Source organism: Glycomyces niveus (assembly GCF_017592475.1).
Lineage (GTDB): Bacteria > Actinomycetota > Actinomycetes > Mycobacteriales > Micromonosporaceae > Glycomyces > Glycomyces niveus.
This window is the reverse complement of the sequence record NZ_JAGFNP010000002.1, coordinates 79,370-96,099: the sequence shown is the minus strand read 5'-3', so window position 1 is coordinate 96,099 and position 16,730 is coordinate 79,370. Positions and strand designations below refer to the sequence as shown.

15 protein-coding genes are annotated in these 16,730 nt (G+C 71.4%); 1 reads left to right on the top strand and 14 read right to left on the bottom strand.

Features of this window, described 5'->3' with window-relative positions; all coding sequences use genetic code 11:
• Positions 1 to 29: 29 nt before the first annotated feature.
• From J5V16_RS03350 to J5V16_RS03285, 14 genes are all read right to left on the bottom strand, one after another.
• Positions 30 to 803: a sulfite exporter TauE/SafE family protein gene (locus J5V16_RS03350; RefSeq protein ID WP_307792852.1), complete on the bottom strand. Its 774-nt coding sequence runs from the start codon at positions 801 to 803 to the stop codon at positions 30 to 32.
• A complete protein-coding gene (locus tag J5V16_RS03345) occupies positions 800 to 2,296 on the bottom strand; it encodes an aldehyde dehydrogenase (NADP(+)) (RefSeq protein WP_208494593.1) in 1,497 nt (498 codons plus the stop codon). Before J5V16_RS03345 ends, J5V16_RS03350 begins: the two co-directional genes overlap by 4 nt.
• 30 nt (positions 2,297 to 2,326) lie before the next feature.
• Positions 2,327 to 3,109, bottom strand: coding sequence for an IclR family transcriptional regulator (locus J5V16_RS03340; protein ID WP_208494592.1), 783 nt, complete (start codon positions 3,107 to 3,109; stop codon positions 2,327 to 2,329).
• On the bottom strand, positions 3,106 to 4,251 hold the full coding sequence (locus tag J5V16_RS03335; RefSeq protein ID WP_208495099.1) for an L-talarate/galactarate dehydratase: 1,146 nt from the start codon (positions 4,249 to 4,251) through the stop codon (positions 3,106 to 3,108). The genes J5V16_RS03340 and J5V16_RS03335 overlap by 4 nt, the downstream gene beginning before the upstream one ends.
• 311 nt (positions 4,252 to 4,562) lie before the next feature.
• Complete coding sequence (locus J5V16_RS03330) at positions 4,563 to 5,192, bottom strand: dihydrofolate reductase family protein (protein ID WP_208494591.1); 630 nt, start codon at positions 5,190 to 5,192, stop codon at positions 4,563 to 4,565.
• Positions 5,193 to 5,256: 64 nt separating this feature from the next.
• Positions 5,257 to 5,733, bottom strand: a complete 477-nt coding sequence (locus J5V16_RS03325; RefSeq protein WP_208494590.1) for an SRPBCC family protein — start codon at positions 5,731 to 5,733, stop codon at positions 5,257 to 5,259.
• Between the two features lie 113 nt (positions 5,734 to 5,846).
• On the bottom strand, positions 5,847 to 6,977 hold the full coding sequence (locus J5V16_RS03320) for a DUF4185 domain-containing protein (protein ID WP_208494589.1): 1,131 nt from the start codon (positions 6,975 to 6,977) through the stop codon (positions 5,847 to 5,849).
• 37 nt (positions 6,978 to 7,014) lie between these two features.
• Positions 7,015 to 9,141, bottom strand: a complete 2,127-nt coding sequence (locus J5V16_RS03315; RefSeq protein ID WP_208494588.1) for a glucosidase family protein — start codon at positions 9,139 to 9,141, stop codon at positions 7,015 to 7,017.
• An 8-nt stretch (positions 9,142 to 9,149) separates the two neighbouring features.
• On the bottom strand, positions 9,150 to 9,962 hold the full coding sequence (locus tag J5V16_RS03310) for a carbohydrate ABC transporter permease (RefSeq protein ID WP_208494587.1): 813 nt from the start codon (positions 9,960 to 9,962) through the stop codon (positions 9,150 to 9,152).
• A gap of 1 nt (position 9,963) precedes the next feature.
• Positions 9,964 to 10,875 (bottom strand): carbohydrate ABC transporter permease, encoded by a 912-nt coding sequence (locus tag J5V16_RS03305; protein ID WP_208494586.1) that lies wholly within the window; start codon positions 10,873 to 10,875, stop codon positions 9,964 to 9,966.
• 6 nt (positions 10,876 to 10,881) lie between these two features.
• Positions 10,882 to 12,147 (bottom strand): ABC transporter substrate-binding protein, encoded by a 1,266-nt coding sequence (locus J5V16_RS03300; protein WP_208494585.1) that lies wholly within the window; start codon positions 12,145 to 12,147, stop codon positions 10,882 to 10,884.
• Between the two features lie 40 nt (positions 12,148 to 12,187).
• On the bottom strand, positions 12,188 to 13,993 hold the full coding sequence (locus J5V16_RS03295) for a class I mannose-6-phosphate isomerase (RefSeq protein ID WP_208494584.1): 1,806 nt from the start codon (positions 13,991 to 13,993) through the stop codon (positions 12,188 to 12,190).
• 10 nt (positions 13,994 to 14,003) lie between these two features.
• Positions 14,004 to 14,876, bottom strand: coding sequence for an ROK family protein (locus J5V16_RS03290; protein ID WP_208494583.1), 873 nt, complete (start codon positions 14,874 to 14,876; stop codon positions 14,004 to 14,006).
• Between the two features lie 94 nt (positions 14,877 to 14,970).
• The gene (locus J5V16_RS03285; protein WP_208494582.1) at positions 14,971 to 15,987 is read right to left on the bottom strand and encodes a LacI family DNA-binding transcriptional regulator; all 1,017 of its coding nucleotides are present in this window, start codon (positions 15,985 to 15,987) and stop codon (positions 14,971 to 14,973) included.
• Positions 15,988 to 16,084: 97 nt separating this feature from the next.
• On the opposite strand from J5V16_RS03285, the gene J5V16_RS03280 reads away from it, so the two are divergent.
• Complete coding sequence (locus J5V16_RS03280; protein ID WP_208494581.1) at positions 16,085 to 16,705, top strand: histidine phosphatase family protein; 621 nt, start codon at positions 16,085 to 16,087, stop codon at positions 16,703 to 16,705.
• Positions 16,706 to 16,730 lie beyond the last annotated feature (25 nt).

Sequence of the window (16,730 nt, the reverse complement as noted above, 5' to 3'; positions counted from 1 at the left end):
GGGCCGGGGCGACCCCGGCCCGCCTCCGTTCAAGCGGTTGCGGCGGAGAGGATCAGGAGCGCCGAGCCGACGCCCGAGAGCACGAGCGTGGCGAGCTCGAACTGGCGCTGGTTGATGCGGTGGACGACGGCACGGCCGATCAGCGCGCCGACCGCGATCGCCGGGATGAGGATGACCGCGGTGAGGAGCGTGTGCCAGGAGATGAGGCCGAGCCCGACGCTGAAGGGGACCTTGAAGAGGTTGACGGCGAAGAAGAACCAGGCCATCGTGCCCAGGAAGCGGAGCTTCGGGAAGCCCGAGAGCATGAGGTACAGGACCATCACCGGCCCGGCCGCGTTCGCCGTCATCGTCGTCGCGCCCGCGGCGACGCCGGCCCCGGCGGCGGCGCTCCGCTGGGCGAGGCCGCTCGGCGGCTGCGGCGCCTCCACCTTGGGGCGCAGGCGGTTCCAGAGCTGGAGGGCGAGCATGGCGAGGAGGATGACGCCGATGAGGAGCTTCATGAGCGTGTCGTCGACGAACCAGAGCACGACCGCTCCGCCCACGGTGCCGACGACGACCCAGGGGGCGAGCCGGCCGAGGACGCGCCATTCGACGTGCCGCGAGTAGAAGCGGATCGCGAAGAGGTCGGCGATGATGAGCACCGGCAGGAGCGCGCCGGTGGACTCCTTCGCGGGGAGCACGGTCGCGAACAGCAGGATCGGCAGCGAGCCCGTCCCCGCGATGCCGGTCTTCGAGAAGCCGACGAGCGCCGCCGCGAGGGCCAGCATGGCCCAGGCGGCGGCGTCGGTGGGCAGGGCGGTCACAGGCGGAGTCGGCCGTCGACGCGCTGCGGGACGGCGGCGTCATCACGCACCTCGGGCGGCAGCACCGACACCGGCGCGTTCTGCCACGTCATCGGGCGCAGGAAGCGGCGGATCGCGGTGGCGCCCACCGAGGTGTGGAGCGTGTTCGTCGAAGGCCACGGGCCGCCGTGGTGCTGGGCCCACGAGACGAGCACGCCCGTGGGGAACTGGTCGAACACGAGCCGCCCGGCCAGCGGCTGCACGAGCGCGGCGAGCGGCGCGAGGTCCGGGTCGTCCGCCGCGGTGTGGAGGGTCGCGGTGAGCGAGGCCGGAAGCACGGCGAACGCGTCCCGCAGCTCAGCCTCGCCGCTGTAGCGGACGGCGACCGCGGTGGGGCCGAAGCACTCCTCCGCGACGGCGGTCGTGAAGTCCGCGGCGTCCACTTCGAGCAGACGCGGGCTGCCGAAGGAACCCTCCTGCGGCGATTCGGCACCGGTCGCGAGGGCCTTGACGCCGGGCGCGGCGGTGTAGGCGGCGGTGATGTCGCGGTAGGAGTCGGCGATGCGGGCGTTCAGAAGCGGGAACGCCGCGGTCTCGGCGATGAGGGACGCGGCCTCGCCCAGGAGCGCGTCGCCCTCGGCCCCGGCGGGGACGAACACGATGCCGGGCTTGGTGCACAGCTGCCCGCCCGAGCCGGTCACGGAGGCGACGAGGCCGCTCGCGATCGCCTCGGGCCGCTCGGCGGCGGCCGCGGCGGTGACGATGAGCGGGTTGACGCTCGAGAGCTCGCCGTAGAACGGGATCGGCTCGGGGCGGCCGTTGATGATGTCGAGCAGGGCCTTGCCGCCGGTGAGCGAGCCGGTGAAGCCGACGGCCTTCACCGCCGGGTCGGCGACGAGGGCCGCGCCCGCCTCGGTGCCGAAGACGATGCCCACGGTCCCTTGCGGCGCATCGACGTCCGCGCAGGCCTCGACCAGCGCCTCGTAGGCGAGCTGCGAGAGGCCCACATGGGAGTCGTGCGCCTTGACGATGACGGGATTCCCGGCGGCGAGGGCCGAGACGGTGTCGCCGCCGGGCACGGAGAACGCGAGCGGGAAGTTCGAGGCGCCGAAGACGGCGACGGGGCCGAGCGGGACGAGCAAGCGGCGCAGGTCCGGGCCGGGCCCCATCGGCGTGTCGGCGGCGTGGTCGATCGTCGCCTCGAGGTAGCCGCCCTCCTCCACTACCTGGGCGAAGAACTCGGCCTGGTAGACGGTGCGGGTGAGCTCGCCGTTGAGACGGGCCTCGGGAAGGCCGGTCTCCCGCCGGCCGAGGGCGACGACGGCGTCGCGGCGCGATTCGAGGCGGGCGGCGATCGCGCGCAGGAGCCGGGCGCGGAACTCGCGGCCGCGGCGGTCGAGCTCGGGGGCCGCGGCCGCCGCGGCGGCGGTGAGCCGCTGGACGTCCGCGAGCGGGGTCGGTTCGGCCGCGGCGACGGTGTCGCCGGTGCGCGGGTCGGTGCTGGTGATCGTCATGTCAGGTTCCTTGCTGTGCAACGGTAGTGGTCAGGCCGCATGCGGAGTCGCCCAGTCGCTGTGGCCGAGGCGGCGGGAGATGGCGGCGGCGGTCTCGGCGACGAGGGGGCCGAAGGGCTCGCGGGCGGCGTCCATGCGGTGGGTCGGCCCGGCGATGCTGATCGCGGCGGTGACGGTGCCGCTCTGGTCGAACACGGGCGCGCCGAAGCAGGTGCTGCCCGCGTCGAACTCGCCGTGCTCCTCGCTCCAGCCGCGTCGGCGTGCCTCCCCGATGGCGTCGCGGAGGCGGTCGCGGTCGGTCTCGGTCGCCTTCGTGTACGCCTCCATCGAGAGATGCGCGACGGTCTCCTCGCAGCGGTCGGGCGCGAGCCCGGCGAGGAAGGCCTTGCCCACGGAGGTGGCGTGCAGGGGCCGGCGCGCCCCCAGTTCGGAGCGGACGTGCACGGCCTGGTGGCCGATCTCGCGGAAGACGAACACGATCTCGTCGCCGCTGAGCACGCCGAGGCTGACGGTCTCGCCGGTGCGCTCGGCGAGGTCGCGCAGCATCGGCGGGGCGACGGTGAGCACGTCCATGTTCCGGCCCGCCGCCATCGCCATCCGCGCGGCGGCCGGCCCGAGGCGCCAGTGGCCGTCCGCCTGCGTCAGGTACTCGGCGGTCTCCAGGCGCTCGACGAGCCGGTATACGGCGCTGCGGCTCACGCCGACCGCTTCGACGAGTTCCGTGGTGGTCGCCTTGCCGCGCATGGTGAGCACCTCGAGGATCTCGAGGGCCCGGTCCAGCGCGCCCTTGGGCGGCTCGGCGCGCGGCGTCACGCCCCCGACCCGAACCGCTCGGTGGCCTCGGTCCACTCCCGTGCCTGCTCGCTGAGGCTGAAGCCCAGGCCGGGCCGGGCCGGGACGACCATGCGGCCGCCGGCGATCTCGAGCCGTTCGTTGAACAGCGGCTCCAGCCACTCGAAGTGCTCCACCCACGGGTCGTGCTCGTAGGCGGCGGCGAGGTGCAGGTGGATCTCCATGGCGAAGTGCGGGGCCATGCGGACGCGGGCGTGCTCGCCCAGCGACATGATCTTGAGGAACGGCGTGATGCCGCCGACGCGGGGCGCGTCCGGCTGGATGAAGTCGATGCTGCGGTGGGCGATGAGGTCGGCGTGCTCGGCGACGCTCGTCAGCATCTCGCCCGTGGCGATCGGGGTGGCGAGCTCGCGGGCGAGGTCGGCGTGGCCGACCGCGTCGTACGCGTCCAGCGGCTCCTCGATCCACGTCAGCTCGAACGCTTCGAGCTTGCGGCCCATGCGGATCGCGGTGCTGCGGTCCCACTGCTGGTTCGCGTCGACCATGAGCGGGAAGTCGTCGCCCAGGTGCTCGCGGACGGCCGCCACGCGCCGCAGGTCGATCCGGGTGTCCGGCTGGCCGACCTTGATCTTGATGCCGCCGATGCCGCCCGCGACGGCCGCGCCGGTGTTCTCCAGGACCTCCTCGATCGACGAGGAGAGGAACCCGCCCGAGGTGTTGTAGCAGGACACCGAGTCGCGGTGGGCGCCCAGGAGTTTGGCGAGCGGGAGCCCGGCGCGCTTGGCCTTGAGGTCCCACAGCGCGATGTCGAACGCCGCGATCGCCTGCGTGGACAGGCCGCTGCGGCCCACGGACGCGCCCGCCCACACCAGCTTCGTCCAGATCCGCTGGATGTCGTTGGGGTCCTCGCCGATCAGGTCGGGGGCGATCTCGCGGGCGTGCGCGTACTGGCCCTTGCCGCCGGCGCGCTTGGAGTAGCTGTAGCCGACCCCTTCGAGCCCCGCCTCGGTGCGGATCTCCGCGAACAGGAACGCGATCTCGGTCATCGGCTTCTGGCGGCCGGTCAGGACCTTCGCGTCGCTGATCGCGGCCTTCAGCGGCAGGATCGCGTGCGAGATCCGCACGGACGCGATGCGGTCGAGGCTCGCCTCGCCGCGCTGCAGGGCGCTGAAGTGGCGTTCGTTGACGGCGCTCGTCTCGGTGGCGCTCGTCCGGTCGAGGAAGGTGGATTCAGTGGACAAGGTCGACTCGCTCTCCTACGCTGGAAAGTCCCATTCATTGGGAATTCATATCGATGAATGGGACGTGACGAGCTTAGGCCAGGCCGGTTTGCGACGCAAGGGGGCCCGCGCCCGCGCGCGCTTATAGCCCTTCGATCGGATGAACGCATCCCTAAGGGCCGCAGGCGAAAGTGTCGGATCACCGATCATTCACGCGCTGGGCGCGGCCGCGGGCCGCGCCCAGCGCCTCGAGGTCAGGTGATGCGGTCGACCTCGTCCTCCATGTCGCCCACGGCCGGCTCGCCCGCGGTCTCGTACTCGAGCTTGAGCGTGCCGTTGGCGAAGATCCGGGACTCGGTCAGGCGCAGTGCCGTGGGCACCGCGCCGTCCGCGAAGACGCGCTTGCCCTCGGCGAGCACGAGCGGGTAGATCCACAGGTTGAGCCGGTCGACCAGCCCCTCCCGCAGAAGCGACTGCACGAGGTCGAGGCTGCCGATGACGTGGACGTGGTCGTGGCGGGCCTTGAGTCCGGCCACGGCCTCGGCCAGGCCGCCTTCGAGGAGGCTCGCGCCCTCCCAGCTCAGCGGGGATTCGAGGGTGCGGGAGGCGACGTACTTGGGGACGCGGTTGATGAGCTCGGTGAAGTCGAACTCGGCGGGGGCCGTGGGCCAGTAGCCCGCGAAGATCTCGTAGGTGCGGCGGCCGAGCAGCAGGGCGTCCATGCCCTTGGCCTGCTCGAAGATGAAGTGCTCCTCGTCGCGGTCGATGAGCGGCGCCTGCCAGCCGCCGTACTTGAAGCCGCCCTCGGGGTCCTCCTCGGGCGCTCCGGGCGCCTGCGCGACGCCGTCGACGGACATGAACTCGGTGACGATGAGCTTGCCCATGGTCTGCTCCTCTGCTTCGTGTTCCTCTCAATGGGACGACGCCGCGGGCGGGGAATCATCGGCGTCAGCCCGGCAGCGGCTCGCCGGTCTCGAGGAGGGTCTTGAGACTCGAGACCAGTTCCGGCCAGCCCTCGACCACCATCCCGCGCACCCTGCTGCCGGGCTCGAAGCCGTCGTGCGTGACCTTGAGCCGGACCGTGCCCGCGCCGGGCTCGAGGTCGAACGCGACCTGCGAGCGCGGTTCGGCCGCGATGGCGGCGAGCGCGTCCTCCCCCACGCGGGCGCGTTCGGCCCACTCGGGGGTGAACGTGTGCCAGGTGTAGGCGAGGCGGCGGGGCGGGTCGGCCTCGAGCACGCGCTGGCCGGGGTCGGCGATGCTGCCGCCCCGTTCGGCCCAGGTCATCGGCGAGCCGGGGGCCCAGTCGGTGTCGAAGGACAGGCCCCAGTACCGCTCGGTGAACTGGGGTTCGGTGAGTGCCCGCCACAGCTCCCTCGGCGTGGTCTTGATCCGTGCCAGGTAGACGAACGCGTCGCCGCCCATGCCCGTCTCCTCCCGTCGGCGTCCCGGTCCAGCCTAGGCGCGATCGCGGCGTGAGGGGGCGCATCCGGGCCGGAGACCACCGGTCTCCGGCCCGAGGGTGTTGCGGTGCAGGTCTAGCGGCGGCCGCGGCCGAGCTGGGCATGGACGTCGACGTAGCGGGGCCGGTAGAGGCCGGCGTCCGCGTAGAGGTCGTCGGGGTCGAAGCTGTTGACGTTGTAGGAGATGACGAGGGTGTCGCCGTCGCCGAGGTTCGGGTGGGCCTTGGCGTTGTAGGTGAAGACGTTCCCGCCGGTCTCGGGGGTGGCGTACAGCTCGGTCTTGCCGGTGTAGGGGCCGGTGAGCTCGCTGCTCCGGTACATGACGATCTTGGCGCTGAGCGGTTCGGTGGCGTCGCCGGTCACGAGGGTGAACTTGCCTTGGAAGCGGGAGACGCTGAACTCGTTGGAGACGCCTTCGAGGATGCGGCTGGAGACGGCGGGGTCGGTACCCCAGGTGCCGGCGTCGAAGTACTCCCAGCCCGCGGTGGTGAGCGAGCCGGTGGGGACGCGGGCGAGGTGGGCGTACTTCTGGGCCTGGTTGTCCTCGACGCCGAAGATGTAGGTGTAGCCGTCTTCGGTGTCCTCGTAGATCGCCGAGCCCCAGTTGATCAGGGAGTTCTCGCCGACGGGAGAGTCGGGCAGGTCGGTGACCGAGACGAGGCGCATGTCGGCGGGGTCGAGGGTGGCGACGGCGTTGCCGGTGAACTTGAAGTCGAAGACGCCGCTCCCGGTCTTGATGAACTCGAGGAGCATGACGCGGAGCATGCCGTTCTCGACGGTCGCGTCCCCGAACCAGTACCAGCGCTGCGTCTCGTCGGCGCCGGCGACTTTGACGAGGGATTCGGGGGCGGCCTCGGTGCCGCCGGTGTAGGTGGTGAGCGCCCCGTCGTCGTCGACGATGATCGAGTTGTGGAGGAACGGCGAGTCGGCGGGCCGGCCGCCGTTCTCGTCGACCTCGCCCATGAACGTGTCGGAGTAGATCCACGCGGTGGAGCCGTCGGGGAGGTCGACGCTGTACGCGGAGTCGGCGCCGGTCCAGCGCCCGGCGGTGTCGGCGTAGGTGCCGAAGCGTTCGGTGAGCTCGGTGTTGATCTCGGCGGTGATGCTTGCGGCGCAAGGGGCCGGGGCCGCGTTCGCGGCGGTCAGCGGTATGACGGCGGCCGCGAGGCCGGCGGCTGCCGCGAGAGTGAGCGGGCGGTGGGTCATGGTCTGCTCCTTTGCAGGGTCGGTCGGAGGGGATCGCTCAGGTGACGCGCTGGTCGATGACGCGGCCGTCGGCGTGGACGTCCACGAGCCGGTCGCCGATGCGCAGGCCGCGCAGGACCGCATGGGGATCGAGGGCGGCGATGCAGCCTTTCGACGTGTCGAGTCCGTCCGAGCCGGGCTTCGGGTCGACGCCGAAGAACGACTCGATCACCAGGGCCGCATAGGCTCCGGCCGAGGAGCAGGCCCAGTCGATGATGTAGGGCGGCTGCGGCGGGGCCTTGCGCGCGCCGCCGTTCACCGCGGGCATGGCCTCCTCGGTGAAGTGCGCCTGACCGGGCGGGCCCTGGTTCGCGGATCGGGCCAGGCCCGGGAGCCAGTCGAGGGCGACTTCGGGTGCGCCGAGCGCGACGAGGGAGCGGGCCGCGTCCGCGGGCCAGGCCGGGTACGCGCCGTTCCACTGGTGGTCGGGGCGGGGACTGAAGCTCGCGTCGGGGTCCCAAGGGGACAGTGAGCGGAGCCAGGCCTCCGTCTGGAGCTCGCGCCGGAAGAACGCGACCATTTCGGAGCGGGTGCCCTCGTCGAGGTCGGCGGCGACGCTCGTGCCCACCACGCTGAAGTCGTACACGTGGCGCACCGGGACGCGGGTGCCGTCCGGCTGGCGCGCCGCGAAGTGCCCGGTGCCCGGCAGGTAGAGGCCGGCGACGGCTTTGACGAGCGCGTCAGCCTCGGCGGCGAGCGCGGCGGCGCCGTCCGTGTCGCCTTGGGCCGCAAGGATTTCCGCCACGGTGCGGAGGTTCCACACGTTCGCCGCGTTCAGGCTCGCGACCTCGTGGGTGTAGGAGCTGACGCATTCGAGGAGGTTGTCGATCTCGCCGTAGTCGGCGAGCGGCCCCGTGCCGCGCAGCGACTGCCAGGCCAGCGCCCATTCGCGCAGGTGCTCGCGGACGGGCCGCCCGCCCGGGGTCTCGTCGAGCAGGGCGGTGTCGCGGGTGTAGCGGAGGTAGTCGTGCACGAGGCGGGTCATGGCGTGGTCGTTGACCGAGTACCAGCGGCCGACGGGGCCGCCGGTGAGCGAGGAGGTGCCGAAGTGGGTGTGGATGTCCGAGTCGATCCAGTGCCGCAGCTGGCGTTTCATGACGGCGGGGTCGAGGAGGGCGTGCGCGGTGGAGCTGAGGCTGTAGTCCCAGATGAAGGTGGTGGTGGCCCAGTAGTTGGGCATGAGGGTGTCGTAGCTGCGGCCGAGGACGTTGCCTTCGAAGTCGCGGCGGAACCAGATGACGCCGAGCGCGCCCCACCAGTAGAGGCGTTGCAGCGCTTCAGAACTGGTCTCGAGGACGGGCAGGTGGCCGGAGAATTCTCCGTTGCCGGGGCGGAACGCGGCGTCGAGCTGGCGGTTCCAGAAGGCTTCGGCCGCGGCGATGACGGCGGGGAGGTCGGCGGCGACGCGGTCGAAGGCCGCGTTCGCGGCGTCCGCGGTGGTGCCGATGGCGTGGACGTAGCCGAAGCGGGCGGTCTGGCCGGGGGCGAGTTCGAGATGGACGGTGACCTCGCCGCCGCGTTCGATGCCGCCGATGCCGGTCTCGTGCTCGCCGGCCATCGGGGCGATCCCGGAGAGGCGCACGTCGGCGGGGGTGTCGACGCCTTGGACGCTCCAGGCGGTGCCGGCGCTGTTGGTGAAGGTGAGGCGGCGCTCGCCTGCGGTGGCGCGGTTGCGTTCCTCGGGAGCGACCGCGTCGAGCCAGGCGTCCTCCGGCCGGGCGGCCCCGGCGGCGAGGCTGAGCGTGATCGGCACGGTCCTGTCCCGGTCGCCGGTGTTCGTGGCGCTGATGTCGATGGCGATCGCGGTCTCGCCTGGGGCGCAGACGGTGACGGTGGTGAGCTCGAGGCCGGGGAGGGTGACGCTGCGGCGGACCCGGTCGGGGCGCCATTCGTGGGTGATCGGGGCGCCGTAGGACTCGACGAGGCGGCCGTCGACGAAGCACGCGGCGGTGCGGGTGAGGCCCTGCGAGACCGGCGGGAAGGTGACGGCGCTGACGGCGGTGAGGTCGTGGTCGACGCGGGCGGTGCCGAGGAAGTTGGTGAGGCCGCTCGGCGCGACCATGTCGTCGTAGTGGTGCGTGGCGGGGTCGGCCGCCAGGTCGTCCACGGTAGGTATGCGACGCATGGAGACTCCTAGTACTGCCCGAGGGCGAGGCCGCGGGCGAAGAACTTCTGCGTGAACAGGAACAGGACCACTGTGGGCAGTGAGACGAGCAGGCCGCCGGCGAGGACGGTGGACATCTGCGCGCCGCCGTAGGTGCTCTGCATCCCGGCGAGGCTGGTCACGATGGGCCGCACCGTGTCGGACTGGCTGAGGACCAGGCCGAGCAGGAAGTCGTTCCAGATGAACGTGGCCTGCAGGATGAAGACCGCGACGAGCGCGCTCGAGGCCATCGGCAGGTAGACGCGGGCGAAGATGCGCCAGGCGGTCGCGCCGTCGAGCACGGCCGCCTCGAAGACGCTGTGCGCGATCCCAGTGAAGAAGTTGCGCATCACGAACGCCGAGAACGGGATCGAGATGGCGGTGTAGACGACGACCATGCCGAGCCGGGAGTCGAACAGGCCCACGCGCGAGTAGGCGTCGAACAGCGGCAGCAGGATCATCTGGAGCGGGAAAACGGTCCCGCCGAAGATCGCGACGAACCAGGCGAAGCCGTGCCGCAGCCGGAGCGCGACGATCGCGAACCCGGCCGCCGCCCCTACGACCACGGCGATCGCGGGCGAGACGACCGCGTAGAGCAGGGTGCTCGCGGCGCTCTCGGCGAGCCCGGAGAGGCGCACCGCCTCGGCGATGTTCGCGAACAGCGAGAAGTCGGTCGGGAGCCAGGACTCCTTGGAGGTGAACGTCTCCGGCGCCTTCGCGGCGTTGACGAGCAGCAGGTACACCGGCAGGAGCCAGAGCACGCCGAGGACGGCCAGGACCGTCGTGCGAATGATGCGAGACATTTCAGACCCCGTGCTTGCTGGAGAGCTGCTGGCGCAGGTAGAGGACCGAGGCCGCGAGCGTGACCGCGGTGAGGAAGACGGCGATGGCCGAGCCCAGGCCGTACTCGCTGTTCACGAACGTCTCCTTGTACATCGTGAGGGCGAGGGTCTCGGAGGCCCGGCCGGGACCGCCCTTCGTCATGCCCTGCACGATGTCGAAGGTCTTCAGGCTCGCGACGATCGAGAGGCCGACGACGACCGCGGTGAGCGGGCGCAGCATGGGCCACAGGATGCTCCTGAAGAGACGGAGCCCGTTCGCGCCGTCGACGCGGGCGGCCTCCAAGGGCTCCTTGGGGATCGACTGGAGGCCGATCGTGAACAGCAGGGCGTTCACGCCGACGCCCTGCCACGCGGTCGCGAGGATCATCACGACCGTGTTGAGCGGGGCGTCGACGAGCCAGCGCGGCGTGTCGCCGGCGCCGAAGGCGGCGAGCGCCTGGTCGAGGGCGCCGTCGCCGGAGAGGATGAACGACCAGATCACGCCGACCCCGATGCCGGAGAGGGCGTACGGGATGAGGAACGGCAGGCGCAGCCAGGTGCCGCCCTTGAGGTTCCAGGTGAGCAGGGCGACGCCGAGTCCGATCCCCACGGGTACGAGGAGGGTGCCCGCGACCCACAGCAGGGTGTTGAGCACGGAGCCGAGGAAGTCGGGGTCGTCGAGCATCTCGACGTAGTTCGCGAAGCCGACCCATTCGGGGTCGCCGAGGCCGTTGTACTCGGTGAGGCTGAGGAACGCGGTCCACAGCAGCGGCAGGTAGAGCAGCACGGCCACGAGGATCACGCCGGGTGCGACGAACCCGGTCGCGGACCGTTGGAACGGGTCCCTCGGGCGGCGGTTCCCAGGGCGCCGCGGGGCGGTCTGGTCGGACGTCATGCGGCGCTACCCCTGGTCTGCCCAGTAGTCGTCGGCCTCGGCCTGGATGGCCTCGAGGAACGGGAGCGGGTCGCCGGGGTCGGCGATGAACGCGCCGAACTGCTCGAGGGCGACGGTGAGGATCGGCGTGGGCGTGGCCTCGTAGTAGCGGTCGTAGGCCTCGTAGCCGTCCCCGGCGACGGTGGTGCCGAGCTCTTCGAGCATCGGGTCGTTGACGTGGGCCTGCGGGTTGAAGGCGACGTCGCCGCGGGCGGCGCTCCACGCGGTCTGCGCGTCGGGCGACATCCACCACTTGGCGTACTCGAGGCCGAGGGTCTTCTGGCTGGAGTTCTCGGCGACGCAGAGCGGCCCGGACTCGACCGCGACGGGGGTCCTCTCGAGGTCGGGGTTCACGGCGGGGATGACGAACATGTCGTAGTCCTGGCCTGAGACCATGCCGGCGCCGTCGAGGGAGCCGTTGAAGAACGACCCGAAGTTGATCATCGCGAAGTCGCCCTGCTTGAGGCCGACCGCGGGGTCGACGGTGCTGCCGGCGTCGCTGAACCAGCCGGCGTCCTGCTGGTCGCGCCAGGTCTCCATGATCTCGACGATGCGCGGATCGGTGTACTTCACTTCGCCGGTGGCGAGTCCGTTGTAGAGCTCGGGGTCGGTGCCGGCGACGAGCTGCTGGAACCACGGGAAGGTGAAGAGGGTGCTGGTCTGGTAGTACGGGGTGATGCCCGCGCCCGCGAGCTTCGCGGCGGCGGCGTCGAGCTCGGCCCAGGTGGTGGGCTCGGCGATGCCCTGCTCGTCGAAGATGGTCTTGTTGTAGTACATGACCCAGTAGGCGATGTTCATCGGGACGCAGTATTGCTTGCCGTCGAAGGTGTAGGCGGCCTTGAGGTCTTCGCCGATCCAGCCCTGGTCGACGGCCTCGGTCCAGATGTCGGTGGTCTCGGCGACGAGGCCTTCCTCGACGAGCTCGGCGAGCGAGGGGCCGGTCTGCCAGGTGAACAGGCCGGGGCTCTTGTCGGTGCGGAAGGACTGCTTGATGAACGCGTCGTACTGGGCCGCGTCGGAGTAGCCGGTGGTGTTGAGGCTGATGTCGACATCGGACTCGCTCTGGGCGTTCAGCTCGTCGAAGTCGGGCTCCCAGGCGGCCTTGTTGGTGTAGAAGTCGAGCGTGCCGGTGGTGGCGCCGTCGTCTTCACCGCCGCCGCCGCACGAGGCGAGCAGCAGGGAGGCGGCCGCCGCGGCGGCGGCGAGGGCGATGGGGGTCTTCCGGGATCTCATGGCGAACTCCTTTGTTCCAGGGGCGGGGTCGGCGGGCGGTTCAGGCCTCTTGTGTGCCGCGGACGGAGGCTTTGACGGTCCCGAAGCGTTCGCTGCGGGAGCGGGCCGTGCGGCGGACGACGTAGGGGCCGACGGCGGCCGGGACGATGAACGTCTCGGCGTAGTGCACGGTGTAGGGCGCGAAAGCGCCGGTGGGGCTGATGATCTCGACTTCGTCGCCTTCGACGAGGTTGAGGACGTTGACGGTGCCCTGGGTGTCGTGGGCGGCCTGCTCGGAGAACCAGTGGCGGCGCACCTCGATGAACTCGAGCTCGTGGAGGCCGGTGCGCTCTTCCACCACATCGCCGTCGCGGGAGACGACTTCGACGCGGTTGACGAGGTTGGCCTCGGTCCAGGCCGTGTCGCGCTTCCAGACGAGGTTGCGTTCGCCGTGGTCGATGTGGACGGGCCGGGGCACGCCGTCGAGGCCGAGGCGGCCCCAGTCCCAGAGCTTGAAGGTGAAGATGAACGGGGTCGCGGAGATCTCGAGGACCATCGAGTTCGCGCCCGAGCTGTGGATGGTCCCCGCGGGGATGAGGAAGTGGTCGTGCTTCTTGGCGGGGAACGCGTTCACGTAGTCCTCGGCCGGGAAGGGGCGGTCTCCCGCGGCCGCGGTGCGCAGGTCGGCGAGCATGGCCTCTTGGTCGACGCCGTCCTTGGTGCCCAGGTAGACGACCGCGTCGTCCCCGGCGTCGAGCAGGTAGTACGACTCGTCCTGCGTGTAGTGCATCCCGAAGGTCCGCTGGATGTAGTCGGTGAGCGGGTGCACCTGGAGGGAGAGGTGGCCGCCCTCCATGGTGTCGAGGAAGTCGAACCGGATCGGGAACTCGGCGCCGAACCGGGCGTAGGTGCGCTCGCCGAGGAGCGCTTCGGGTTGGGAGAGCACGAGGTCGAGCGAGGGGATCTCGACGATGGCGCCGCCGGCGTCCTCGAGCAGGAGCGAGTTCTCCTCGGGCACGCAGTCGAAGCACCACGCGTAGTTGGGCTTCGACGGGTCGAGGTCGAGCTTGCGCTTCATCCACTGGCCGCCCCACACGCCGGGGTCGAAGAACGGGACGACCCGCAGCGGCGCGTGCGCGGCGTTCGCGAGCCCGGTCCGGAAGGCCTCGCCGGTGATCATGCCGGCGGCCCGGCCGTCGGGTTCGGCCGCCCCGATCGCGTTGGCGTCCAGGACGAAGTCGAGCCGGTCGAACAGGGTGGTCTTGTGCCGGTCGGCGACGCGCCACTCGACGAAGAACCCGCGCTTGTACTTGCGCAGCCGGTCCTCGTCGGGGTTCTCGGCCCGCCAGTTGGGGGCCCCGGCCCTTTGACGCAGCTGGAGTTCCCAGCGGGCCATGTCGGCGAGGACGAGCGCGTAGGGAGCGGCGAGGCGGCGGGCGACGAGGTCGGCGCCCCAGCCGATGAGCACGGTGGGCTCGGCGGCGCCGTCGACTTCGACGGCGAGCTTGTCGAGGCGCTCGGGGTCGTAGAAGGCGTCCACAGTGGCATGGGAGAGGACGCCGAAGACGCGGTCGTCGGTGAGGTTGTCGGCGAAGCGCGCGTTGATCTGCGCGAGCGGGATGGCGGCGTCCGCTTCGACGTCGACGATCCGCCAGCGCGGCAGGGCGTCGGCGATCGCCTCGGTGAGGAGCGGGAGGTCGGCCCCCGGGTAGGCGTCGACGACGAGGAGCGGGGCGCGGTCGGCGGCTTTGGCGGCGGCCGTGTCGGCGGCGGCGGTCCAGGCGGCCGCGCCGGTGAGGACGCGGGCGCCGGCGGGCAGCGGGACGGTCGGCTGCTTCTCGTACTGTCCGATGGGGGCGGTGGACACTCATGCTCCTTCAGGTTCGGGGTGCGGCGGCGAGGACGGCGAGGCCGCGCAGCACCGAGAGGTCGGGGCGTTCGGGGACGACGAAGGCGGGCCGGTGCGAGCTGGTCCAGAGGTGCTGGCGGACATAGGCTTCGATCGGCTCGGCGACGGCGGCTCCGGCGCGCATGATGCCGCCGGAGAGGATCACGACCGAGGGGTCGTAGGCGTGGCAGAGGGACACGGCGGTGGCGCCCCAGGCGCGGACGGCACGCTCGCGCAGGGCGAGCGCGGCGTCGTCGTCCGCTTCGAAGAGCGCCTTGACGTCGGTGACGGCGTCGCCGCGCACTGCGAGGTCGCGGCGCAGCGCCCAGGCCCCGGCGATCGATTCGGCGCAGCCGATGTTGCCGCAATTGCACTGGGCTCCGGCGAAATCGACGGTGAGATGGCCGCCGAGGACGCCCGCGTGGTCGTGGGCGCCTCTGAGGAGGGTGCCGTCGATGATCGCGGCGGTGCCGATGCCGGTGCCGAGGACCATGAGGACGGCATCGCGCGCTCCGGCGGCGGAGCCGTTCGCGGTCTCGCCGACGAGTGCGGCGCGGGCGTCGTTCTCGATCACGGCGGGGAGTCCGAAGGAGGCGCGGGCCCAGGCGACGAGGTCGAGGCCGTCGAGCCGCGGGTGCTTGTCGTGGGCTTTGACCATGCGGCCGGCGCCGCGGTCGACGATGCCGGGGACGGCGATGCCGACGGCGGCGGGGGCGAGGCCGGCGGCGAGTCCGCTCGCGGCCGCGGCGGCCGCTTCGAGGTCGCCGGGTCCCACGGGGACGGTGGCGGTGCGCAGGGGTTCGCCCTGGTCGAGGACGCCGAGTTTGATCTCGGAGCCGCCGAAGTCGATGCAGAGCTCCATCGCCCGCCTCCTTCCCGTCTCGCGACTTTCGGTTGGTAACGTTACCAATCATTGCCGCCGTTTGGCAAGCATGCAGCTCAGCGGTGCTGCGACCTCAGGGATGGGCGATGGTGACGGGCAGTTCGACCGTTGTCGCCCCGGCTTCGGCGGTGCCCTCGAGCCGCGCGAACAGCAGGGTCGCGGCCTCGCGGCCGAGCAGGCGCGCGTCGTGGTCGATCACGGTGACGGGCACCGGCATGAGCTCGGAGAGCTCGAAGTCGTCGAAGCTCACGACGGCCGGGCGCGGCCCGGGGAGGCCGTCGCGGATGCGCCGCCCGATCTCGCGCAGCGCGCCGATCGTGTTGCGGTTGTTGGCGCTGAAGATCGCCGTCGGCGGCTCGGGGTGGTCGAGCATCGCCCGCGCCGCGCGGCTCGCCGCGTCCACGTCCTGCTGGTCCCGGGCGATGATCGACGGGTCGATCGGCGCCCCGCGCTCGGTCATCGCCTGCTCGTAGCCGCGGAACCGGCGCTCGCCGGTGAACACGGAGCTGCGGTTGCCGAGAAAGCCGATGCGGGTGTGCCCGGCGTCCAGGAGCGAGACCGTGCCCCGGTAGGCGCCGCCCACGTCGTCGAGGAGCACAGTGTCCACGTCGAGCCCGGGCACGCGGCGGGAGGCGAGCACGAGCGGCACGTCGCCCAGCCGCTCCTGCTGCAGATGCGCGGCGTCGCCGCTGGTCGGCACCAGGATGAGCCCGTCCACTTGGCGGCCGATGAAGTCGCTCACGAGCTGGCGCTCGCGCCCGGGGTCCTCACCGGTATTGCCGAGGATGATCCGCCGCCCGTGCTCGGCGGCGACCTCCTCGACGCCGAGGGCGAAGTTCCCGTAGTACGGGTTGGCGAGGTTGGTGATGGCGACGCCGATGAGGCCGCTGGGCTGGCCGGGCCGCAGGCTCCGCGCGTTCTCGTTGCGGTAGTACCCGAGTTCGGCCACGGCCGCCATCACGCGCCGCTGGAGGTCAGGCCGCACGTTGACCCCGCCCGCGAGCGTGCGCGACACGGTCATCGGGCTGACCCCCGCGAGCGTGGCGACCTCTTTGATCGTCGGCTGGCGCGCGCCCCGCGATGTCGACATGCCCGCCCTCCTCTGCGTCGGCGCCAATCCTATGCGAACCCGCGCCGCAGCGGCGGTCTAGAGTCGCCCGGTCCCCTATCGAAAAGGCAGGTCCCTCATGCGCACCCTCTACGTCGTCACCCATCCGCAGGCGACGCACCACGTCGACGGCATCGTCGGCGGCTGGCACGACTCGGACCTCACCCCGGCCGGAGTCGAAGCGGCCGGACGCATCAGCGAGGCGCTGCGCACCGCGATCCCCGACGACGCCACAGTGGAGCTCTACTCCTCGGACCTCAAGCGCACCAGCCAGACCGCCGACGCGATCGGCAAGCGGTTCGACCTCGAACCGGTCCTCGACGCACGCCTGCGCGAAAGCTCCTGGGGCGAGGCCGAAGGCCACCCGCAGGCGCGCTGGGACGAGCTGCTCACGCCGCCGCCGGTGAACGGCGACCGGATGGCTCACCTCGTCATTCCCGGCGCCGAATCGAGGGCCGAACTCGCGCAACGGATCTATGCGGCCGTCGACGACATCGTGAGCCGCCCGTGCGAGCACCAGATCATCGTGACCCACGGCCACGCGTTCTCATTCGCGGTCGCCGCCTGGATCAAGATGCCGCTCGAAGCGCTCGGGTACGCGCTCTTCAAAGCGCCGTCAGGCAGCATCACCGTCCTCCACGAGGACGACCTCTACCGCGGGCGGCTGGTGCTGCGGCTCGGCGACGCGCGGCATCTGTGAAGCACCACAAGCGCTTCGGGAGGGG